Source organism: Vibrio sp. 10N.286.49.E11 (assembly GCF_041469505.1).
In the GTDB taxonomy this organism is placed as follows: Bacteria; Pseudomonadota; Gammaproteobacteria; order Enterobacterales; family Vibrionaceae; genus Vibrio; species Vibrio crassostreae_C.
This window is the reverse complement of sequence record NZ_JBFRKQ010000058.1, coordinates 1-21425: the sequence shown is the minus strand read 5'-3', so window position 1 is coordinate 21425 and position 21425 is coordinate 1. Positions and strand designations below refer to the sequence as shown.

General features: G+C 44.0%; 19 protein-coding genes. 11 read left to right on the top strand and 8 right to left on the bottom strand.

What is annotated here, in order from left to right; translation table 11 throughout:
* Positions 1-32 precede the first annotated feature (32 nt).
* Positions 33-1010, top strand: coding sequence for a hypothetical protein (locus AB4167_RS14085; protein WP_102319801.1), 978 nt, complete (start codon positions 33-35; stop codon positions 1008-1010).
* A gap of 309 nt (positions 1011-1319) precedes the next feature.
* Positions 1320-1808: a hypothetical protein gene (locus tag AB4167_RS14080; RefSeq protein WP_102319802.1), complete on the top strand. Its 489-nt coding sequence runs from the start codon at positions 1320-1322 to the stop codon at positions 1806-1808.
* 30 nt (positions 1809-1838) lie between these two features.
* Here AB4167_RS14080 and AB4167_RS14075 read toward each other — a convergent pair whose 3' ends face one another.
* Positions 1839-2384 carry a hypothetical protein gene (locus AB4167_RS14075; protein WP_102319803.1) on the bottom strand — a complete coding sequence of 182 codons (546 nt, stop codon included), beginning with the start codon at positions 2382-2384 and terminating at the stop codon, positions 1839-1841.
* Between the two features lie 325 nt (positions 2385-2709).
* On the opposite strand from AB4167_RS14075, the gene AB4167_RS14070 reads away from it, so the two are divergent.
* Entirely contained in the window at positions 2710-3387 is a 678-nt protein-coding gene (locus AB4167_RS14070) for a hypothetical protein (protein ID WP_102319804.1), read from the top strand.
* A 227-nt stretch (positions 3388-3614) separates the two neighbouring features.
* Here the strand turns inward: AB4167_RS14070 and AB4167_RS14065 are convergent, their stop codons facing one another.
* Both AB4167_RS14065 and AB4167_RS14060 read right to left on the bottom strand, forming a co-directional pair.
* On the bottom strand, positions 3615-5741 hold the full coding sequence (locus AB4167_RS14065; protein ID WP_372136680.1) for a methyl-accepting chemotaxis protein: 2127 nt from the start codon (positions 5739-5741) through the stop codon (positions 3615-3617).
* Between the two features lie 193 nt (positions 5742-5934).
* Positions 5935-6855, bottom strand: coding sequence for a histone deacetylase (locus AB4167_RS14060; protein WP_372136679.1), 921 nt, complete (start codon positions 6853-6855; stop codon positions 5935-5937).
* Positions 6856-6966: 111 nt separating this feature from the next.
* Here AB4167_RS14060 and AB4167_RS14055 point away from each other — a divergent pair, with 111 nt between their 5' ends.
* Genes AB4167_RS14055 through AB4167_RS14045 form a run of 3 tightly spaced genes read left to right on the top strand, consistent with a single transcriptional unit; the run spans position 6967 to position 8813 of the window.
* Positions 6967-7092, top strand: coding sequence for a hypothetical protein (locus AB4167_RS14055; protein ID WP_017063447.1), 126 nt, complete (start codon positions 6967-6969; stop codon positions 7090-7092).
* Between the two features lie 25 nt (positions 7093-7117).
* Positions 7118-7804, top strand: coding sequence for an SDR family oxidoreductase (locus AB4167_RS14050; protein ID WP_372136678.1), 687 nt, complete (start codon positions 7118-7120; stop codon positions 7802-7804).
* Positions 7782-8813: a DUF3080 domain-containing protein gene (locus tag AB4167_RS14045; RefSeq protein ID WP_372136677.1), complete on the top strand. Its 1032-nt coding sequence runs from the start codon at positions 7782-7784 to the stop codon at positions 8811-8813. Before AB4167_RS14050 ends, AB4167_RS14045 begins: the two co-directional genes overlap by 23 nt.
* Positions 8814-8831: 18 nt before the next feature.
* On the opposite strand, the gene AB4167_RS14040 is transcribed toward AB4167_RS14045, so the two are convergent.
* The 3 genes from AB4167_RS14040 to AB4167_RS14030 form a co-directional block, all read right to left on the bottom strand.
* Positions 8832-10844 carry a DNA topoisomerase III gene (locus tag AB4167_RS14040; RefSeq protein WP_372136676.1) on the bottom strand — a complete coding sequence of 671 codons (2013 nt, stop codon included), beginning with the start codon at positions 10842-10844 and terminating at the stop codon, positions 8832-8834.
* A 115-nt stretch (positions 10845-10959) separates the two neighbouring features.
* Positions 10960-11508, bottom strand: a complete 549-nt coding sequence (locus AB4167_RS14035) for an NAD(P)H nitroreductase (RefSeq protein ID WP_017059376.1) — start codon at positions 11506-11508, stop codon at positions 10960-10962.
* A gap of 207 nt (positions 11509-11715) precedes the next feature.
* Positions 11716-13725, bottom strand: coding sequence for an FAD-dependent oxidoreductase (locus tag AB4167_RS14030; RefSeq protein ID WP_372050835.1), 2010 nt, complete (start codon positions 13723-13725; stop codon positions 11716-11718).
* Positions 13726-14004: 279 nt separating this feature from the next.
* Here AB4167_RS14030 and sppA point away from each other — a divergent pair, with 279 nt between their 5' ends.
* Positions 14005-15855 carry a signal peptide peptidase SppA gene (gene sppA, locus AB4167_RS14025; RefSeq protein WP_029235699.1) on the top strand — a complete coding sequence of 617 codons (1851 nt, stop codon included), beginning with the start codon at positions 14005-14007 and terminating at the stop codon, positions 15853-15855.
* Positions 15856-15973: 118 nt separating this feature from the next.
* Positions 15974-16990: an asparaginase gene (gene ansA, locus AB4167_RS14020; protein ID WP_017063439.1), complete on the top strand. Its 1017-nt coding sequence runs from the start codon at positions 15974-15976 to the stop codon at positions 16988-16990.
* 143 nt (positions 16991-17133) lie between these two features.
* Here the strand turns inward: ansA and AB4167_RS14015 are convergent, their stop codons facing one another.
* Positions 17134-17415, bottom strand: a complete 282-nt coding sequence (locus tag AB4167_RS14015; RefSeq protein ID WP_010437067.1) for a YeaC family protein — start codon at positions 17413-17415, stop codon at positions 17134-17136.
* Between the two features lie 113 nt (positions 17416-17528).
* Here AB4167_RS14015 and AB4167_RS14010 point away from each other — a divergent pair, with 113 nt between their 5' ends.
* Complete coding sequence (locus AB4167_RS14010) at positions 17529-18335, top strand: DUF2989 domain-containing protein (protein ID WP_017059380.1); 807 nt, start codon at positions 17529-17531, stop codon at positions 18333-18335.
* Positions 18336-18510: 175 nt separating this feature from the next.
* Here the strand turns inward: AB4167_RS14010 and msrB are convergent, their stop codons facing one another.
* The gene (gene msrB / locus AB4167_RS14005; RefSeq protein WP_080582205.1) at positions 18511-18948 is read right to left on the bottom strand and encodes a peptide-methionine (R)-S-oxide reductase MsrB; all 438 of its coding nucleotides are present in this window, start codon (positions 18946-18948) and stop codon (positions 18511-18513) included.
* Positions 18949-19267: 319 nt separating this feature from the next.
* Between msrB and gap the strand changes: the two genes are divergently transcribed.
* Positions 19268-20263, top strand: a complete 996-nt coding sequence (gap, locus tag AB4167_RS14000) for a type I glyceraldehyde-3-phosphate dehydrogenase (RefSeq protein ID WP_017059382.1) — start codon at positions 19268-19270, stop codon at positions 20261-20263.
* A gap of 242 nt (positions 20264-20505) precedes the next feature.
* Positions 20506-21390 (top strand): D-hexose-6-phosphate mutarotase, encoded by an 885-nt coding sequence (locus AB4167_RS13995; protein ID WP_372136675.1) that lies wholly within the window; start codon positions 20506-20508, stop codon positions 21388-21390.
* The last annotated feature ends 35 nt before the right edge of the window (positions 21391-21425 follow it).

The window sequence follows — 21425 nt, the reverse complement described above, 5'->3', positions numbered from 1 at the left end:
ATCATAATAATTAAAACAAAGGTATAAACCATATGGCTAGACCAAAATCTTATGCGGATGAAGATGTTATACGCATTGCAACTCAATTGTCCGATGAAGGTCGACAACCTTCGGGGTGGCTCATTAAAGAAGCTCTTGGACGTGGAAAAATTGCTTCTATACAGACTGACCTTGAGCGCCTCATCGGAGAAGGCAGGCTTCCCGAAATAAAACAATCGACAGTAGATACTAATCCTGACCAGAGAGCAGTGGCATCGACTTTTGAGTTGCCTGTTGAGCTTCAAGATATGCTGTCACTCAATGAACAAGAGCTTGGGAAAATACTTCGTGATATGACTATCAGAATTAATGACAAAGCACACATTCATTATGAATCCTTGATGGAAGTGCGAATCAGAGAGCTAGATGCTAAATCTGATATATTGGTAAAAGCTCAAGCGATGGCTGAGCAAGATACTCTTGATATTGAAGTGCGACTACAGAAACAAGTTGAGCGTAATGAGCTACTAGAAGATCAAATCGATAACTTAGAGGTCAGATTAACAAGTTCAAAAAGCGAAAGATCAGATTTGATACAAACCATTAGTCAACTAACTGACTCTTTCAATAAGACAACGGAAAAGGCCGCTCAACAGCAGATTTCGTTGGATGAATTAAGACGAACAGTATCGGATATAGATAAGGCTCACACGGCCACTCAGGTAAAACTGGAATATTCCATGAATGAAGCCAATCAACTTCAATCTCAGTTATCAGGCTTATCTGAGCTGCATGAAACGACCAGAGCGCAGTTAACAGAAACTTCAACCCTTTTTAAATCAACTCAGAAGTTACTGAATGAATCAGACAATCAAATAAGTATTCTACGAGAAGAAAACCGCGAACTGGCTACGAGTCATCGCCTATTGGAGAAGGGCCTAGAAGAAGCTGAAAACGAAATTGCCTTGCTGCATGAACAAAAACAACGCCTAGAAAACGATCTCGTAGAACATGGAAAATCAACAATTTGAAATCCTTGAACTTTATTTCAGTAGGTGAAGGAGACCAATGAAATTAAGAATTCTTAAATCGCCTAAGAATCGCTAAGAAACGAGAGGGGAACTGGGAACGCTTTTCAAAGAGTTGGTGCCACCCAAAAGAAAATTCTATGATGGTTAATCCCTCGAATGTATGGTGTGATATATTTTAATATTAATCAGTCACTTAAAATCTAAAAGTCCACTTTAATGGACTTTTAGCCATGCTTTCAATCGAGATGACCTATAAGTGCATTATGGTGTACTTATAGATAGAGCATAAAATCACTTTCGGTAGAACCAATGAACATTTTATATTTTGACCCGCGCTCTCTTCTTTACTCTTCGAACTATTTAAATCAAAACGATGACGTTCGTCGTATTTATGAGTTACAGCCATTTTTAAGCAATACTGATTTGCTAATGAAAAATGTGACACCCGATAGAAAAGGTGCACAGCGTTTGGCTGATGCAGCAAACAGTGTAGGCTTTCTTTTGTACCCGACTGGAGAACGATTCACGCGTGAATTGTTAATTAAGCATACTGTATTTACTGAAAATCAATTAGCAGCGTTTGTTGATTTGACCTATAAAGTTAGGCTTGATGATAGAGATCCCGTGCGTCTAATGTTAGCTCACGCCAATGCTTTAAATGCGACTTGGTTTATCTGCGGAGACGTTGCGACAGACGATAGACTTAAAGCATTTACAGGGAAAGCGCTTTTAAGTGCAATAAATGAAGGTGTAAGCGACAGTTTGATATCTCAAATTAACAAACTGTCTCACATCTAACAGAGAGAAAATGGAATAATAGTCATAACATTACACATCAATATCAACGGTCGTGGTCTTGACTGAGCGCTGTCTTCCAGTTAGTACATCTTGTATGAAAGCTTCAACCGCTGCTTCATTATTTTGTGACACCGCATCCACCAAACTTCCATGGAATCGTACACTTAAACGATCTAATTCTAATCCAATTTTAATAAGGTCTTCTGGTGTTTTACAACGCTGAATAGATAAATCACTCACTAAAAAATGATGTAATACTAAACCGTCACTTTTTTTATCGGTTATAAAGTCAAGCGCATCAATAGCATCAAACTTTGATGCTATACGCTTAATTGACGACATCATTAACTCATTTAGTGTGCCATCAATAACCTGACAGGTCGGGAGCCATATCCCTCCCGCCTCATCTTTAATAAAAAGTAATTCGCATTTCTTACAATGATGTATGACATGCTTTTCTAACAGCCCAACTGAAGAGCTAAACTCTGATAAAGTTAAGAAATGGTTTTCATTAACAATGCTTTCTCGCTGTTTTTGGCGTTCTCGATTGAACCATCCGTTAAAATATTCGTCCATAACAATACTCAGTTGGGTTGGCTATCATAAATCGGAATACAACATGAGGTATAAACACGAGAAGTGCAAGTGATTTATGAGCAAGAGAAATAGAATTATTATAACTTAAATAATTGTTTTAAAAGAGAAAGGTAACATTATAGCTTGACGTATTTAAGTGCGTCGTATAGCCTAATCAAGGCTCTGGGAGAGCCTACTTTTGTCGCTAAAGTGAAACAATACGTGTCCCTTTAAAAATCTGTTTAGTATTTTCATTGTTCTGTAACTTTTGATTTTGTGAGCGACACACATTCAAAATGTTGTGGGACATAATGGAAAATAAACAATGACTACATCATACATACAACCCATTTCTCCTTTTGCATCGACAGTTGTAACCAGTAAAGATTTAAACAAAGCGGTTGATAGCTTTCTACAACGACGTTCGCTAACTAGTTTAAGTACTTCAGTAGTTTTTCGAGAACAATTACATACGATAGTTCATCGAAAATTCGGAAAATTCAGTGAAAATCAGCTTCGCATGTTTTACTCAGTCCTATCGAACACTGAACCACACTTCTGTCCTTTAATTTTGCAAACTGACTTTGTAAGTCAAATCAAAGAGTTAATATCGACACATCGTCATATTTACCAAATTCATGCATTTGACCTTAACCTTTCGATACTTTTCTTTTTCCGAGATGAGAAAATGTATATTCTCGATGTGGTTGATTTATCCACTCTAGGACTAGAAAAACTAGGAAAAGTCTACAATATTAAAGCATTAGATGACCCAAAGTTAAGACGAGATTTGGAGTGTGCGAGATATATTCAGTCTGACAAGATAAGTAAACGGCTTGAGAAGCTAATCAAGTTGATTTGGAAGAGTGGGACTCAAATGGTTTGCTTTGCTTTATCAAAGTCAAGCTGCAAAAACTTAGAGTGCGTATTGGCTAATATTCCAGGGTATGAAGATCATGATTTTGTGGGAGCATGGTTTTCTAAGGTTCACTATAGCGATTAACTAATTGACATTCTTACAATAAACGATATAGTCAATTGCATTATACAATTGTTTTAAGTGACTATAACACCTTGCTTTAAGGTATTGTTATAAAACGGTTTTATTTAATTTCTTGTGTTGGATATGGGGTTCAAATCCCTATCCCTCCACCACATTAAAGAAAGCCGCTGAGAAATCAGCGGCTTTTTTGTATCTGGCGTTTGCGTAAAGAACTTACGTATTTTCCACTACGCCACCTTTCGGCTCACTTCAAAACGCCCAATCAATTGGTCTAAACGGCTCAATGCATTGCCCATCAAGGACACTCGACGTGCGAGTTGCTTAGTAGACAGTTGTAAGTCAGATATTGAACGTTGGGCTTTATCTGCCGTTTGTCCATTTTTCTGACTGTTTTCATCTAAGTTAGACATCGTGGTAAAGAGGTCACTCACCGCTGATTGAATTTGCTCACTGCGAGCATTTGAGTCGACTGTTAAGTTTCCTTTACTCACATTCTCGACACCTCGCTCCATGGACTCAACAGCACTGCGAGACTTACTATGCAGCTCTTTCATTAGGTCACTAATATGGTTAGCAGCTTGTGAAGTTCGGTCAGCCAGAGTTCTTACTTCAGAAGCGACGACAGAGAACCCTCTCCCGTGTTCACCTGCTCTTGCCGACTCAATGGCCGCATTCAAGGCCAAAAGGTTAGTCTGCGCGGTAATGTCAGTAATGATATCTATAATGTCAGACACCTTAGTCATTTCATTATTCACCTCATTCACGCTATGCGCCGAGCTTTCTACGATATTGCGAACAATCTCCATGCCTTCGACGGACTGATTGTACTCCTTCTCTGCGCTCAGGACGGCTTGTTTCATCACCGTGTCCATTTGCGTTGCTGAGACACTCGCATGAGTAATTTCGCTCTGTTGATACTGACTCAACTGAAGCATATTGCTTAACGCTTGTGATGCATCATCACTGGTTTGCTTCATCACGACACTGCGACGAAACATCGATTCCGAAACCTCTCTAACTTCGTGACTCGCATGGATCAACTCACTCACCGTGTTATCTAAATTGTCGATAAAACTGTTAGTCCAGCGCCCTAAGTTGCCAAGTTCATTATGACTGAATGTGGTGGGATCAAGTCTCCGACTTAAGTTGCCATCACCTTCAGCTAAGGTCTGCATTACCCCGGTCATTTCGTGAATCTTCTTCGCTAGTGGTTTAGCGCTAACTAAACGGAATAAGCCCAATGAAAGCAACGCGCAAGCGAACATAATGCCACTCTGTATAAAAGGTGTGAGTGTATAAAGGTTGGCAAACAGTAATGGAACAAATAGAGGCAGTAGCATGCAGCTGATGAAGTGCTTAGATAAGGTATAACTTAGACTTCGGTCTCTGTAGACCTCTTCTAAATCGGACTCACACATCATGCCAAAGGTGTCTGGTGAACCATCCAATTGAAAAGTGATACCTTTGCCAATAACGGGTATGTGGCGATAGTCAGAATACCCCGGATAACCAATAAACAAGTTATTGCCATTTTTAATGGTTTCTCTTACGCCTGGGTGAAGCTGATTAGTGGCTGGGTCTGTAAAGCGAATCTCAAATTCGGTGTGGTGCTGGATCTTAACCGTTCCCCAATCAGTATGAATCCCTTGCTTTAAGTTCTCGCCGTGTGAAAAGGTATTATCTTCAAAGCGAGAACGAGAGAGCGCAACACCCGGCTGAGTATTAGGATCATGAATGGAGTCGACCATAAAGATATAGTTATCACCCGACTCGCTATAAATATGCCCCGCTTCTCTTTGAATAATGTCACCAATAACATCATTTGGAACACGACCACATAGGAATTGCGGCGCCCCTTCATCCCGAGAAAAGGGGACATAAAACATCAGCGTTACTTGGTCATGAAACGATGAACTCGAAGCCCCTACGTTCAACGTGCGCTGATCCATATACGGCCCATGCAGATAACGCTTTGAAGCCCCTTCAACTAAAGCCTTCTTGTCTCCAAGGTTAACCCCGACATGCTCATGATAACTCGATGCTTGTGCTATCCCCTTAGCATCGACGATCGCCAACTCAGAAAAATCCGTACTGCGTTTAAGAAGACTAGCTAACGTCCCCTGAGCTTGTTCTTCCGTTCGACTTGCCAAATAAACAGCAGAGTCTTCTAAAAAGTCCCATTGATTCTTGACCCAGTTATGCAGAAGTTGAACTCGCGTGTGAGCAATACTTTCAAAAGCTTGTTCAAGCTCCTCCGTCCTACTTCGATTGAGGAAACAAGCTCTGCGCATAGCCAGTTTTCCTGTTGCGCCAAACCAATTAAGCCAACTACGTTCCTTGTCCGTCAGGTTCATTTTTATCCCTTGTGTTTTTATAGACACATGGGTAAAGCAATTTACAGACCACAATTAATCACACAAATACGTAACTAATTAATAAAAAAGCACTTTATATGAATCACAATGGTGCAACCGTGTCTTTTATGGTGCAAGATACGCTTATTTCACACCATCATTTCAATGAGCTATCAGGCGCTAATTTGAGAGGTTAACCGTAAACATGATAAGCCGCTTTTAACAGCTGCATGTGAATCGGCACCAAATCTTGATGTTGAGTTCGATATCCGCCACCGACTACGCAGGCCATCGGAACAGACTCTGATTTCGCTAATTCAATCATGAAACAGTCGCGCTCAAATATCCCTTGTGTCGAGACATTCAAATAACCCAATTCATCGTCTTGATGGATATCGATCCCCGCATCATAAATAATCAGATCAGGTTGATGGTGAGCAATCGCTAACTTAGTGACTTGTTCAAAACAACGTAGGAACTCTTCATCTTCTGTTTCACGACTTAATGGCACATCTAAATCGGATAGCGGCTTTCGTGCAGGGAAGTTTTTATCGCAGTGGAACGACAGAGTAATGATGTCGTCGTTGTCTTGGCAAAGAGTTGCTGTGCCATCACCATGATGAACGTCGCTATCGACGATCAGCACTTTATCGATATGTTCAAAGGTCAGTGCATGCTTTGCCGCTAACACCAGATCGTTCAACAAACAAAAGCCACTGCCAAAATCATGATGCGCATGATGATAACCACCACTCAAATGAATCGCTAAACCACTCTCTATTGCCATTTCAGCGGCCAAGCAGGTTCCACCACTTGAGTAGAGTGTTCTCTCAATAAGTTGTTCACTCCAAGGGAAACCGATACGTCTCATCTTTGCTGCGGGCAAATTACCAGAAACAAGCAAATCCACATACTCACTATCGTGAACCTGTTTTACCTGTTCAACCGAAACCGGCGTTGGTTGGAAGATTTCAAACTGACTCTTCCATAGAGGATCTCTATCCATTAACGCTTCAACAGCACTGTGTAACAACTGATATTTGTTAATTGGGTAACGGTGACCTTCTGGTAAAGGTAACTGCGAATAGATTGGGTGGTAAATTAAAGGAATCATAATCAGGTTAATTGCGTATCTTTCTCAAAATCATAACAGTCTCAGACTTGGCGACAACCCTAATTAATGATAATGATTATCGCTACCATTAATTAAAGAAAAGAGATAACAATGAAAAACGTAATACTCATCTTTGGGGTGATCTGCGGCTCAGCGGCAGCAGTAATGATTTTTGTAGGAATGCTAATGGCCAGTTGGTGGAGCGTTGATTTTCTCGTGTTAAGCCATCAAACTTAACTAATTGAACTGAAAAGGAATCACCATGAGCGTTATTTTTATTACTGGAGCGAACCGCGGCATTGGCTTAAGCCTGACTCGACAATACTTGGAAGGTAACCACAAGGTGTACGCGACTTATCGTGATACCCATTCAGCAAAAGAACTGCTCTCACTCGCAGACCACAACACCAACCTTACCTGCATTCAATTAGAGATAACCGATTACCAAGCAGTAAGCCAACTCCCTTCGCAAATAGAGTCGATTGATATCTTGATCAACAACGCTGGCTACTATGGCCCTAAAGGCTATGGGCTGGGTAATACCGATGTCGAAGAGTGGCGTCGTGTATTCGAAGTTAACACTATTGCCCCACTCAAGCTTGTCGAAACGCTATTGCCTCTACTAGAAGGCAGCCATATCAAAAAGGTCGCTTGTTTATCCTCTAGAGTCGGCAGCATGACCGAGAACACCTCAGGCGGAGGTTACATCTATCGCTCCTCTAAAGCCGCTCTAAACTCCGTGGTGAAGAGCCTAAGCAACGACTTAACCGATGATGGCTTTACGGTGTTAGCACTGCATCCAGGTTGGGTGCAGACTGAAATGGGTGGCGCTAATGCTCTGATCGACACCGACACTTCAGCTTCCGGCCTGATTGAAGTCATCGAGTCAGCGAATACCGAAGTGAGTGGTCACTTCTTCAATTTCGATGGCAGCGAAATTGACTGGTAATCCACAGATGAATGCAGGGCATCTCTCAAACCTAGTTGAGCACTCAACGCTGTTTTGTCTAACAGTGATGCTAGCTGGCTGTTTCAGTGATGGCCCCGGCGACTTGTTCGACGACTATCAAACAAAGATAGCCAGAGTACAAGATGCTGACGAGATAATAGAGGAATGGGAATTTGAAAGCCTACCGAGAAAACGAGAACTGCTGCTTGACGTGCCCTCACTCTCTATCGGCCTCATCGACAGCTACCAGCTTCGTCAGTGTGGATTGTTCAATCTGATTGCAGAAAGAAATTCGGTTCTGGGCAAGGTCGCGGATGAGTTTCGTAATTACGATTATCAAGTCGCGCTACTTGAAGGCGTGGGCAAATGTTTATCCAGTAATGAATTAGACCCAGAGATCGTAGAATTACTAAGAGAAATTGAGCAACAGAAACTCGCACAGTTTCCACTGCATCAATGGAATCTCATCTATGCCAGCGATGCTATGCAGTCACAAATGCGGGGTAGTCAGTGGTTACGCGCTGATATAGGCGATCAGGTACGACAAACCAGTGATGCGTTAGAACACATCAATCAAGCGTTAAACACATCGCTCGTTTCCGGCAAAACCACTGAGGTTCAAGAAGTATTAGAGAAGAGTTCGACCCTTGGGGATTTATACTACTCGCTCGCTCGGGCGTCAGTTGAGCTTGATACCATCACCAAACAGCTGACAACTTTTGATGACAAGATCATCTGTGGTAAACAACGAGACACCACTAAGTTCCGCTATCTCAACAATGTGTTCGAGCAACAATACATAGGTAAGGTTCAGCCTTACATGGCGCAACTGGATGGCTACTATCAGCACATAGCCCCGCAACTAGGAATGTTTGACGCGCAACCTGAACTGCACAGTTATTACTTTCCCATCCAAGATGCACATCAAGCCTTTCGATCATCCACTCGTCGCCATGTTGACTATTGGCAGCAACTGTTTAAACGTTGTGGCCGTAAAGTCGGTCGCTAATCCTAACCTCAATAAGTCTTAGCTTTTAGTGCTCTTTTTAGCGGAAGTGCTTTTCTTAGCATAGGAACCATTCTTAGCATACGAACCGTTCTTGGCGTAAGACTTCTTCGCCCCACCGCCTTTACGGCGTTTGAAGGCAGGTCTCTCGACTTTAGGAAGGTGGCGGAGTGATTCAGGAACTTCTCCCGTTTTTACTTTACCCATTAAACCATCAATCTTGCTTTCTAACGCTTGCATGAAAGGCTGATACGCTTGATTTCGTTCTGCCATGCCTTGCAGCTGGTGCTCCCAATGTGCCGTCATGTCTGGGAAGGTAGAATCCTCAGGTAAGGCATGAATCAAGCCTCTGCCCGCAGGGCTACTGTGAATACTCTTACCTTGGCGCGTTAGCAGCTGCCTTTTGAATAGAGTATCTAGAATACCCGCACGGGTTGCTTCTGTGCCAAGGCCATCGGTTTCTTTCAAAATGGCTTTGAGATCTTTGTTCGCAACAAAACGCGCGATACCTGTCATCGCTTGAAGCAATGTCGCTTCCGTGAAGTGTTTTGGTGGCTCAGTTTTCTTATCACCAATCACGCCTTCACGGCACGTCAACACCGTACCTTTATCCAATGGAGGAACCGTATCCGTGCCATCCCCTTTTTCTTCGGTATCCGTTTTACCCATCAACACCTTCCAACCCGGGTTGATAAGCTGACGCCCTTTTGCGATGAACACGCCACCAGCGATATCAAAGACCAGCTTAGCATCAGCAAAAACCGCAGGTGGGTAAAACTGCATTAGATACTGACGAGCGATTTGCTGATAGATTTTCATCTCGTTGGCAGACAGGCCGTTCACCGATGACTTCTTCGGAGTAGGAATAATCGCGTGGTGAGCATCGACCTTACTGTCGTTCCATGCTTTTGATTTAAGAGAAAGGTCCGCACCTTGAGCGCCACTTTGCAGCTCTTTCGCATTGTTAGCGATAGCATCAACGATCGATTCTCGCTGCGAGTAGTGCTCTTTAGGTAGATAGCGGCTATCAGAACGTGGGTAAGTGATGAGTTTGTGTTTCTCGTACAATGACTGACACGTATCTAACACCTGTTGAGCACTCATACCAAAACGCTTAGACGCATCAATCTGCAAGGCTGACAGCGAGTAAGGCAGTGGCGCAGCTTGTTTACTTTGCTTTTGCTCTGATTCCGTCACCGTCGCGGGTTGATTCGCAATTCGGTTAGCCACATTCTCAACCAGCTTTCGATTGAGCACGCGCCCTTCTTCATCTTGCCATGGTTTACATGCTTCGCTTGGCTTCCAACGCGCACGAATATCAAAGCTCTGGCCGTGATTTTGATAAGGGATCAAAGCGTGCAAAGTGAAGTAATCTTTCGGAATAAAGTTTTCGATCTCTTCATCGCGCCTTACCACCAAACCAAGTACAGGCGTTTGTACTCGCCCGACCGACAACACACCTTGGTAGCCAGCCTTTTGACCGAGTAAGGTATAAGCACGAGTCATGTTCATGCCATACAGCCAATCGGCTCTAGAGCGCGCTAATGCGGAAATAGAAAGCGGAATAAAGTCACGGTTGCTGCGCATTTGAGAAAGTGCACGTTTTACGGCAGGTAAGTTCAAGTCGCTGATCAGTAGCCTGTCCATCGACTCTTTCTTAGCCTTAGAGACTTTGCAGTAATCAATCACTTCATCAACCAGCAACTGCCCTTCTCTATCCGGGTCTCCGGCGTGAACAATTTGAGTGGCGTCCTTCAATAGCTTTCGGATCACCGTGAGCTGTTTGCTTGAAGTCTTACGCGGTCTTAGTTGCCATTGCTCTGGCACGATAGGAAGATCGGCTAAATTCCACTTCTTATAACGGTCGTCATAAGCATCCGGCTCAACCTGCTCCAATAAGTGTCCAATACACCAAGTCACCACATCCCCATTGCCACATTTGATAAACCCTTGGTCTTTCTTTTGTGGATTAGGTAGTGCAGCGGCGATCGCGCGGCCGAGGCTTGGTTTTTCAGCAATAATAAGGCGAGACATGTTTTTCCAGATGCTACAAACAATTAGGGCCACATTATCTAATGTGGCCCTAATAAATCAAGAAAAACTGGTTGTTTATACAGTTAGCATTCCACTATTCAAGCTTCAGCTTTCTTTATAAAAACTCAACGAACTTAGAGAAGTCGCGCTCTGGCACTTTCATTGGTGTACAGCCTGGAGTGCCTAGGTATAGGAAGCCAACAATTTCATCGTCGCCTTCTAGGCCAAATGCTTGGTGTACTTCTGGGTGGAACATCCATTTACCTGAGCGCCAAAAGCCTTGGAAACCTTGTGCGACTGCGGCCATTTGCATCGCCTGTGCAGCACAACCCGCAGACAGATGTTGTTCGATAGCAGGCACTTTCTCGTGCTCAGTTACTTTGGCAATCACAGTAATCACCATCGGAGCTCGGAACGGCGCTTTCTTTACTTTCTCGATAACCGCTTCTTCGCTGTCATCCGCTTCAGCGGCGCGCACCAAGATGTCAGAAAGCTTTTGTAGGCCTGAACCTTGCGCGATAACAAAGCGCCAAGGTGTTAGTGCCCCGTGGTCTGGAGCACGCAGTCCTGCTTTGATGATGTTTTCTAACGCCACACCTTCTGGTGCCGGATCAGAGAGTTTTGCGATTGAGCGTCTGTTGAGCAATAGATCCAAAGCATCCATTTGAAGTCCTTACTATTTCTTTATTATTTGTATACTTGAACTTTAGCACAGAATACAAACGATAATAAATCTCAACCACTGTCCATCTGGCCTAGATTAGAAACAATAAAAGCTCCTAAATCTATGACTTAGGAGCCTTGTTCAAAATCTAACTCAGCAAATTAAGTAACAATATCTACCGATAAGATTACAGTTTGATAGCTGATTCTATAACTTAATCGCTAGCTCAACACCTTGACGAATTGCGCGCACTGCATCCAGTTCACCCGCGTAATCAGCACCGCCTATCACATGCAGTTTGCCACCAAACTCTTGCCACATATCTTCGAATGGACGAACTGACACCTGACCTGCACATACGATAACCGAATCAGCATCCAGCACCTGCTCTTTCTTACCAACGCTGATATGCAGACCTTGGTCATCAATCTTGTTGTAGCTCACGCCACCCAGTAGATTAACACCGCGTTTTTCTAGTGTGCGTTTGTGAATCCAGCCTGTAGTTTTGCCCGGACCTTTACCAACACGACCCGCTTTACGCTGCATCACCCACACCGTTTTATCGCTGAATGAATCAGGGTAAGGGTAAAGTCCGCCTGGGTGTTCCATATTCTTATCGATGCCCCACTCATGCAGCCAATCGTCTAGGCTGTGTGAAGTCGGTTCTGTCAGCATGGTTGCCACATCGACACCAATACCACCAGCACCAACAATCGCGACCTTTTCGCCTACTGGTGTCTTTTCACGAATCAAGGTTTGGTAATCGACCACGTTTTCTTGGTCAATGCCCTCAATATCGAGCTTTCTTGGCTCTACGCCAGCCGCCATCACGACTTCATCGTACTTCAACAACATCTCAAACGTTGCCTCAGTATCCAGTTTCAGGTTCACGCCTGATGCGTCGATTTGGTTAGCAAAGTAGCGAATCGTTTCTCTGAATTCTTCTTTACCCGGAATCTGCATTGCCAATCTAAACTGACCGCCGATACGGTCATTTTTCTCAATCAAGTCAACCTTATGCCCACGCTGAGCTAAAGTCGTTGCACAGGCTAAACCGGCTGGGCCTGCGCCGACAACCGCAATGGTCTTAGTCGCTTGCGCTGGCTGAACAACAATTTCAGTCTCGTAACAAGCGCGTGGGTTCACCAAACAGCTCGCACGTTTACCTTTAAACACGTTATCAAGGCAAGCTTGGTTACAACCGATACAGGTATTGATGAACTGAGCTTGGTCTTGAGCTGCTTTATTAACAAAATCCGGGTCTGCCAAGAATGGACGCGCCATAGACACCATATCAGCCTGCCCAGAGCTAAGAATACGTTCGGCCTCTTCTGGCGTATTAATTCGGTTACATGTCACCACTGGGATCGACACGTATGGTTTCACTTTTTCCGTCACCCAAGAGAATGCGCCTCGTGGTACTTGCGTCGCGATAGTCGGAACACGTGCTTCATGCCAACCGATACCGGTATTGATAATGGTAACGCCGGCTTCTTCCAGCTTTTGAGCCAGAAGAACAACATCTTCAAACGTGCTGCCTTGTTCAACCAAATCAAGCATCGACAATCGGAAAATAATAATGAAATCTTTACCCACAGCTTCGCGAATCGATTTAACGATCTCTAGCGGGAAACGCATACGCTTCTCGTAAGAACCCCCCCATTCGTCGTAACGCATGTTGGTACGCTTACAGATGAATTGGTTAATCAAGTAACCTTCAGAGCCCATGATCTCAATACCGTCATAGCCAGCAACCTGAGCTAGCTCTGCACTATTGGCAAAGGCACCGATGGTCTTTTTGATCTGACGAGGGCTCATCTCACTCGGTGCGAACTTAGCGATTGGCGCTTTAATACCCGAAGCACTTTGCGCGAATGGGTGCATGGCATAGCGGCCAGCATGCAGCAACTGAAGCGCAATTTTACCGCCATGCTTGTGCACGGCCTCGGTAACAACTTGGTGAGCTTTTGCATGCTTCACTTTACTGAATTCAGCACTAAATGGGGTTAATCTGCCACGTAAATTAGGAGAGAAACCACCAGTAACAATAAGGCCAACGCCTCCTTTTGCTCGCTCTTCATAAAACGCGGCGAGTTTGTGGAGACCTTCTTTATTTTCTTCTAAACCTGTATGCATTGATCCCATCAATACACGGTTACGTAACTGGGTAAATCCAAGATCGAGTGGTTCAAGTAAATGTGGGTACATGGCAGACATCACTTCTATTATTTTATCCTTGTGGTCTGACCACAGTATAGTTCAATTACCAAAAGTTCAAACAACCGTTTACATTTTTGTAACACCGATCATAATGCTGCACGTATTAATCGTTCAGAAGCCCTTAATTTGACTACACTTAATGAGAATATATATCGATTAACAATTCTTGGTGTAGTTTGAGCTTGGGAATTATCGTAGGATACTAAGCAGTTCATATTATTGAGATTAATGGTACTACGGCTTGTTAAAGCGACGTGATCTCACTGCGGAGACAGAATGAAAAAAATATTCAAATTTATAGGCATGTTCTTTAAAGGGATTTGGAAGCTCATTACGTTTGTACGTCTTGCGCTGGTTAACCTAGTCTTTTTACTCAGTATCGCCATCATCTACTTTGTGTACTTCCATTCAGATACGGCTCAACCGACGGTTCCTCAGGATTCGGCTTTAGTGCTTAATCTGTCTGGCCCTATTGTGGAACAAAGCCGCTATATCAATCCGATGGATTCGGTCACAGGTTCACTACTTGGCAAAGACCTTCCAAAAGAGAACATCCTGTTTGATATCGTTGAAACGATTCGCTACGCAAAAGACGATGACAAGGTTACTGGTATCGTTTTAGCTCTCAAAGAGCTGCCAGAAACCAACCTGACCAAGCTACGCTACATTGCTAAAGCATTGAATGAGTTCAAAGCAACAGGCAAACCGATTTATGCGGTGGGTGACTTTTACAACCAAAGCCAATACTACCTAGCCAGCTACGCAACTAAGGTCTTCCTATCGCCAGATGGTGGGGTTCTTCTTAAAGGCTATAGCGCTTACTCGCTTTACTACAAAACGTTGTTAGAGAAACTAGACGTAAACACGCACGTGTTCCGTGTGGGCACTTATAAGTCAGCTATTGAGCCTTTCATTCGTGATGACATGTCAGACGCAGCGAAAGAGTCCGCTTCTCGTTGGTTAAGCCAACTATGGGGTGCGTACGTTGATGACGTCAGCAACAACCGTCAAATAGACGCTAAGACACTGAACCCAAGCATGGACACCTTCTTGAAAGAACTTGAGTCTGTGGACGGTGACATTGCAAAACTGGCCGAGAAACTTGGCTTAGTGGATGAGCTAGCGACACGCCAGCAAGTTCGACTAGAGCTTGCCGATGTTTTCGGCAGTGACGGCCAAGACAGCTACAACGCGTTTGGTTACTACGAATACCGTACAACCATGCTTCCAAACATGACTAGTGAATCACACGACGTTGCCGTGATTGTAGCGAGCGGCGCAATTATGGATGGCAAGCAACCACGTGGCACCGTTGGCGGCGATACCACAGCAGCCCTACTGCGCCAAGCACGTAACGACGATAAAGTGAAAGCGGTTGTACTTCGTGTCGATAGCCCAGGTGGCAGTGCCTTTGCTTCTGAAGTTATCCGTAATGAAATAGAAGCGATCAAGCAAGCGGGTAAACCGGTTGTTGTGTCGATGTCGAGCCTTGCTGCTTCGGGTGGTTACTGGATCTCGATGGGTGCGGATAAGATCCTAGCTCAGCCAACCACACTAACGGGTTCAATTGGTATCTTCAGTGTTATCACCACCTTCGAAAAAGGGTTGAACGATATTGGTGTTTACACTGATGGCGTTGGCACCTCACCTTTCTCAGGTCTTGGTATTACAACTGGACTTAGCGATGGCGCGAAAGACGCGTTCCAAATGGGCATTGAAAACGGATACCGCCGATTCATCAGCCTAGTTGGAGAAAATCGCGGTCTGGAAGTCGATGCTGTCGACAAGATTGCTCAAGGTCGAGTTTGGACAGGTCAAGATGCGATTCAGAAAGGCTTAGTCGATGAGATTGGTGATTTCGATGATGCGGTTGCAGCTGCGGCTTCACTTGCAGAGCTTGAAAGCTACAACATCTACTGGGTAGAAGAGCCACTTTCGGCCACTGAACAATTTATTCAAGAATTTATGAACCAAGTTCAGATGTCGATAGGCCTAGATATTCAATCGATGATACCAAGCAGTTTACAACCTGTTACTCAGCAGTTAGCTCAAGATAGCCAGCTGTTAGGCAGCTTTAACGACCCACAAGGCCGATACGCTTTCTGCTTAAATTGCCAAGTTCAATAAGTTGAGCCAATAACTCAATGACTAAGGGGTACCTCTGTGTGAGGTGCCTCTTTTTATTGCATGATAATTCGCTATAATCGCCCCCTTGTTCCCTACATCACACTAAGTATTAATCGCCATGGAAAGAAAACACATCTATATCGCGTACACCGGCGGCACAATTGGCATGCAGAAGTCTATTGACCACGGCTATGTTCCAGTCGCAGGTTTCATGGATAAGCAGCTAGCTGGCATGCCTGAATTCCATCGCCCAGAGATGCCTAAGTACACCATTCACGAATACTCTCCATTAATGGACTCTTCAGATATGACGCCACTTGATTGGCAGACTATCGCTGATGACATTCGCGCGAACTACGATAAGTACGATGGTTTCGTTATCCTGCATGGCACAGACACTATGGCTTACACTGCCTCTGCACTGTCTTTCATGCTTGAAAACCTCGGCAAACCTGTGATTGTTACGGGCTCTCAGATCCCACTAGCAGAGCTTCGTTCAGACGGACAAGCAAACCTGCTGAATGCGCTACACATTGCCGCAAACTACCCTATCAACGAAGTGACACTGTTCTTCAACAACAAGTTGATGCGTGGTAACCGCAGCACAAAATCACACGCAGATGGCTTCAATGCGTTTACGTCTCCAAACCTGAATCCATTGCTAGAAGCGGGTATCAATATCCAACTTAGCAATAACGTAAAGGTAAACGAACAACCTAAAGGTGCTTTCAAGGTTCATAACATTACTCCGCAACCTATCGGCGTAATCACAATGTACCCAGGCATCTCACACGAAGTTATCCGTAACACGCTATTACAACCTGTTAACGCGATGATTCTGCTTACTTTCGGTGTGGGTAACGCACCACAAAACCCAGAACTGCTTCAGCACCTGAAAGATGCCTCAGAGCGCGGTGTTATTGTGGTGAACCTAACTCAATGTTTGGCTGGTAAAGTCAACATGGGTGGTTACGCGACAGGTTGTGCACTAGCAGAAGCGGGCGTGGTGAGTGGTTACGATATGACACCAGAAGCGGCACTGGCGAAGTTGCATTATCTATTAAGCCAAAACCTAGGCTACGAAGAAGTGAAGGCTCAGATGCAACAAGTATTGCGCGGTGAGATGAGCTTATAACCTGTTCAAGGATTCACGTTAAAGCCAGTTATTCTATGAAAGTAACGGCGGCTTAACGTGAACTAAATCGTTTTATTGCTTATAAATAAACGAGTTAAACTAAAAGGGGTGGCACATTGCCACCCCTTTGTTGTAATTTAAGCTTAATGATTCGGGTTAACCCTAACAATGTCTTCTTGATCTGACTTAAACTGTTTCTTTAGTTCAGACTTAGATTTAAAGCTAATCTCACCACCAGCTGCAATTGTCATATGTTGAGCTTCAGAGTTATGTTTAGATTGGTATAACATAACCGCTTGCATACACGAGTCGCGCTGTTCTTTTGAGAGCGCCGTACCTTCTGGCCATTTACCCGTTTCAACTGCGTAGGTTAAACGTTCGTAGACCTCGGGTGTCATTGCGCTAAGAAGTTGTTCTGCATCCATGGTAAAGCCTTAGTTTTAACAATTTTCACCAGAAAATAACCCGTAACAGAATTGAGTCAAGAACCTGACCAATAATAAGTGCATCTGATCACAAGTGAAGGAATATGAAAATTATGAAATGGTTGGCGATTAGCCTATTGCCTTTCACTCTGGTTGGGTGTCTTGAAGGGAACAAAAATACCGATCAACTGTGCCAAAGCAATCCGGGTCTTCAGTGTGAACAATTGAACATGAACGATGGGCAATGTCGTGTCGCACGTACCGACCTCATCTGGCATCGATTTGAAGTTCAGAAGCAACCCACCGAAATCAACAAAATTAAAGAATTCGAATTAGTCACTGCCTACAAAAAGTGCCTAGAGCTCGCGGCACAGATCGAAACGATCGATCAATCTAAGCTGCAAGAGCGTCGCTTTACCTCTTTAATGCACAGTATCGAAGAGTCTGAGCGCATTGTTGATGAGCTATCGAAATCTGATACACCGGAAACGCTTTACTTCTTGTGGTCGCAAACTGGGGACACCAATGCCAGACGCAGTTTCCTACAACTAGAAGGCTCTGAAGCGTTAAACACAGCTGAGATGCAATATGCCTTGGCAACCTTCTATACCACCCGCAATCATATAAAGACACTTAAGCTACTCAATAATGCGCTAACGCTTTCTAATGGCTCGGTAGCCAACACTGAAATCTTCAAGTCGATGGCCAGTATCAACCACAGCCTGGGACATATGGAAAAAGCGTACGTTTGGGCAATGGTTGCCAAAGACTTTGACGTGCCGATTGCTTCTGAAGCCGAGCTCACGGTGTTGTACCATTTCGACAAGGCAACCTATAAGAAGCTAAATAAAGACGCAGATAACATCGTCGAAGCGATTGAGGATGGAATTTACAGCCCTTCAATCGTCCCGAGTTACTGATCGCTTCATTTATAGTGTTCTTACTTAAGCTTGTTATTCACCTGCTTTCAAATAAAAACAGCTACCTTTTTAGTAGCTGTTTTTATTTGTACTAGAGTTAAATCTGAAACCTTGGGCGTTTCAGCCTTCCTAAATCGACAAATGCGACCTGTAAGGATTAGACAATAGTTACAAGTTATTTCGTACTTTCGTCATTTTTGTTGAAAATTAACGACACTGAATTAACACAGAACCGTTCACCTGTGGTCTTCGGGCCATCTGGAAAAACGTGACCTAAATGGCTATCACAGGCGGTACAACGGATCTCTACACGCTTCATTCCGTGACTTAGATCTTCTATATAGCGTACTGCTTCATCATTCACTGGGGCATCAAAGCTTGGCCAACCACACCCAGAGTCATATTTGTTATCCGACAGAAACAAAGGGCTTTCACAGCATGTGCAGCTATAGACGCCAGTCTTATGGTTGTGCAGTAACTTGCCGCTATATGGGGCTTCAGTACCACGCTCACGACACACTGAAAATTCGTCGTCCGTTAGGCGCTCACGCCAGTATTCATCAGGCTTTATCATATTTCCTCCCTTTTGAATCACGTTAATATCTCTCCACATTCTCAGTTATTATATTTACTTTTTTCTATAAAGGCTTGCATATGAGTCGTTTTGTAGCACATACTTTCTCACCAGGAAACATTGTACATATACACTCATAAGTGAATCATCATTTAGGGGTATTTTACCCAACTGGAAGGGTACAGAGCCACTTGCAATGGTCAATTTTCAAGCACTTACACCCAATTGTTAAGAAAAGCGTCGCTTTTTTTTGACATTAAACAAGTTAAGTCGGATTATCTATTGCAGATGTATACTGGATTCTGTAATTTTACTACCAGTTATCTTTAATCAGAAATTAAGTTGTGGAGCAACTACAATGACTATCAAAGTAGGTATTAACGGTTTTGGCCGTATCGGCCGTTTCGTATTCCGCGCAGCTCAAGAGCGTGCAGACATCGAAGTAGTAGGTATTAACGATCTAATCGACGTAGAGTACATGGCATACATGCTTAAGTACGACTCAACTCACGGCCGTTTCAACGGTACTGTTGAAGTTGAAGGCGGTAACCTAATCGTTAACGGTAAAACTGTACGTGTTACAGCTGAGCGTAACCCAGAAGACCTTAAGTGGGATGCTATCGACGTAGACGTAGTTGCTGAAGCAACTGGTCTTTTCCTAACTGACGAGACTGCACGTAAGCACATCACTGCTGGCGCTAAGAAAGTAGTTCTTACTGGTCCTTCTAAAGATGCAACTCCAATGTTCGTAATGGGCGTTAACCAAGCATCTTACGCTGGTCAAGACATCGTTTCTAACGCTTCTTGTACTACTAACTGTCTTGCACCTATCGCTAAAGTACTTAACGATAAGTGGGGCATTGAGTCTGGTCTTATGACTACAGTTCACGCTACTACAGCAACTCAAAAAACTGTAGATGGCCCTTCTGCTAAAGACTGGCGCGGTGGCCGTGGTGCTTCTCAAAACATCATCCCATCTTCAACTGGTGCTGCTAAAGCTGTAGGCGTTGTTCTTCCAGAACTAAACGGCCTTCTAACTGGTATGGCTTTCCGTGTACCAACTGCTAACGTATCTGTAGTTGACCTAACAGTTAACCTAAAAGAAGCTGCATCTTACGAAGAAATTTGTGCTGCAATGAAAGAAGCTTCTGAAGGCGAAATGGCTGGCGTTCTTGGTTACACTGAAGACCAAGTAGTATCACAAGATTTCATCGGTGAAGTTCAAACTTCAGTATTCGATGCTAAAGCTGGTGTTGCTCTAACTGACAAATTCGTTAAAGTTGTATCTTGGTACGACAACGAAATCGGTTACTCAAACAAAGTTCTAGACCTAATCGCTCACATCTCTAAGTAATTTCTTTTTAGAAATCGCTTTAGATAAGCATTAGCGAAGACTGTTTTGAGCAGACTTTGAAAAAGGCGACCTTAGTGTCGCCTTTTTAATGCCTGCTATCTTTTAAACCGCGTCTGTCTAAGCTCATCAAGATAGCCCAAACGCAAAATTCAATTCTAATACTGACTCTGCTTGTTACTCATGAAAACACAAGCATCACTCTAGTCAACATTTGAATTCAATTTCCTTAGAAGGATCATGTAATGGATTTATCTACTCTACCTGCACTGGCGGTACTTTCTGACAACGTCACTATCGTTGAACACGAAGGTGTAAAACTGGTTCGCGTTATCCACGATAAAGCAAACGCAGCGATTTCACTGTTTGGCGGCCATGTGGTGTCATTCCAACCGCAAGGTCAAGAAGACCTAATTTGGATGAGCCAACAAGCTAAGTTCGATGGTAAAACGGCTCTGCGTGGTGGTATTCCAGTATGTTGGCCTTGGTTTGGCCGCATTGCAGCACCAGCACATGGTTTTGCCCGTTCAAGTGAATGGCAATTGGTTGAACACCGTGAAAGCGAAGCTGGCGTGATTGTTAGCTTAGGTCTGAAGCCAAGCGAAGAGACGCTAGCAGTATGGCCTCATCAGTTTGATGCTCGCTTGAATGTTGAGATCGGCGAACAACTAAAAGTAACGCTGGACGTGAAGAACACTGATTCTCAGCCATGGACTTTCTCTGGTGCACTACACACTTACCTAAACGTTGGCGATATCCACAACACAACCACCACTGGTATGGGTGCTGAGTACATTGATAGCCTGCAAGGTGGCAAGAACTGCCAAGGTGGATCTGAACTGGTACTGACCAACACGATTGACCGCGTTTACACGCAACCAGAAGCGCAAATCTTTGTTGCTGACAAGAAGCTGGATCGCACGCTAACAGTTGAAAACCACGGTCATAACTCTGCAGTACTGTGGAACCCGTGGGCAGAAGGCGCTGCAAGTATGGGCGACATGCAAGACGATGGTTACCTAACTATGATGTGCGTAGAATCAACACTGCACGCGCCAAGCCTAGAAGCCGGTAAAACACTCCGGCCGGGTGAAAGCCACCAGCTGATTACGGTCATTTCCTCAAACTAGACCTCTAGCGAGTTTAATTAAATCGAGTAGGAGGA

Excerpts from the sequence above, each read along its gene's own strand:
- AB4167_RS14085 (WP_102319801.1), top strand. The coding sequence starts at position 33 with ATGGCTAGACCAAAATCTTATGCGGATGAAGATGTTATACGCATTGCA.
- AB4167_RS14080 (WP_102319802.1), top strand. The coding sequence starts at position 1,320 with ATGAACATTTTATATTTTGACCCGCGCTCTCTTCTTTACTCTTCGAAC.
- AB4167_RS14075 (WP_102319803.1), bottom strand. The coding sequence starts at position 2,384 with ATGGACGAATATTTTAACGGATGGTTCAATCGAGAACGCCAAAAACAG.
- AB4167_RS14070 (WP_102319804.1), top strand. The coding sequence starts at position 2,710 with ATGACTACATCATACATACAACCCATTTCTCCTTTTGCATCGACAGTT.
- AB4167_RS14065 (WP_372136680.1), bottom strand. The coding sequence starts at position 5,741 with ATGAACCTGACGGACAAGGAACGTAGTTGGCTTAATTGGTTTGGCGCA.
- AB4167_RS14060 (WP_372136679.1), bottom strand. The coding sequence starts at position 6,855 with ATGATTCCTTTAATTTACCACCCAATCTATTCGCAGTTACCTTTACCA.
- AB4167_RS14055 (WP_017063447.1), top strand. The coding sequence starts at position 6,967 with ATGAAAAACGTAATACTCATCTTTGGGGTGATCTGCGGCTCAGCGGCA.
- AB4167_RS14050 (WP_372136678.1), top strand. The coding sequence starts at position 7,118 with ATGAGCGTTATTTTTATTACTGGAGCGAACCGCGGCATTGGCTTAAGC.
- AB4167_RS14045 (WP_372136677.1), top strand. The coding sequence starts at position 7,782 with ATGGCAGCGAAATTGACTGGTAATCCACAGATGAATGCAGGGCATCTC.
- AB4167_RS14040 (WP_372136676.1), bottom strand. The coding sequence starts at position 10,844 with ATGTCTCGCCTTATTATTGCTGAAAAACCAAGCCTCGGCCGCGCGATC.
- AB4167_RS14035 (WP_017059376.1), bottom strand. The coding sequence starts at position 11,508 with ATGGATGCTTTGGATCTATTGCTCAACAGACGCTCAATCGCAAAACTC.
- AB4167_RS14030 (WP_372050835.1), bottom strand. The coding sequence starts at position 13,725 with ATGTCTGCCATGTACCCACATTTACTTGAACCACTCGATCTTGGATTT.
- sppA (WP_029235699.1), top strand. The coding sequence starts at position 14,005 with ATGAAAAAAATATTCAAATTTATAGGCATGTTCTTTAAAGGGATTTGG.
- ansA (WP_017063439.1), top strand. The coding sequence starts at position 15,974 with ATGGAAAGAAAACACATCTATATCGCGTACACCGGCGGCACAATTGGC.
- AB4167_RS14015 (WP_010437067.1), bottom strand. The coding sequence starts at position 17,415 with ATGGATGCAGAACAACTTCTTAGCGCAATGACACCCGAGGTCTACGAA.
- AB4167_RS14010 (WP_017059380.1), top strand. The coding sequence starts at position 17,529 with ATGAAATGGTTGGCGATTAGCCTATTGCCTTTCACTCTGGTTGGGTGT.
- msrB (WP_080582205.1), bottom strand. The coding sequence starts at position 18,948 with ATGTGGAGAGATATTAACGTGATTCAAAAGGGAGGAAATATGATAAAG.
- gap (WP_017059382.1), top strand. The coding sequence starts at position 19,268 with ATGACTATCAAAGTAGGTATTAACGGTTTTGGCCGTATCGGCCGTTTC.
- AB4167_RS13995 (WP_372136675.1), top strand. The coding sequence starts at position 20,506 with ATGGATTTATCTACTCTACCTGCACTGGCGGTACTTTCTGACAACGTC.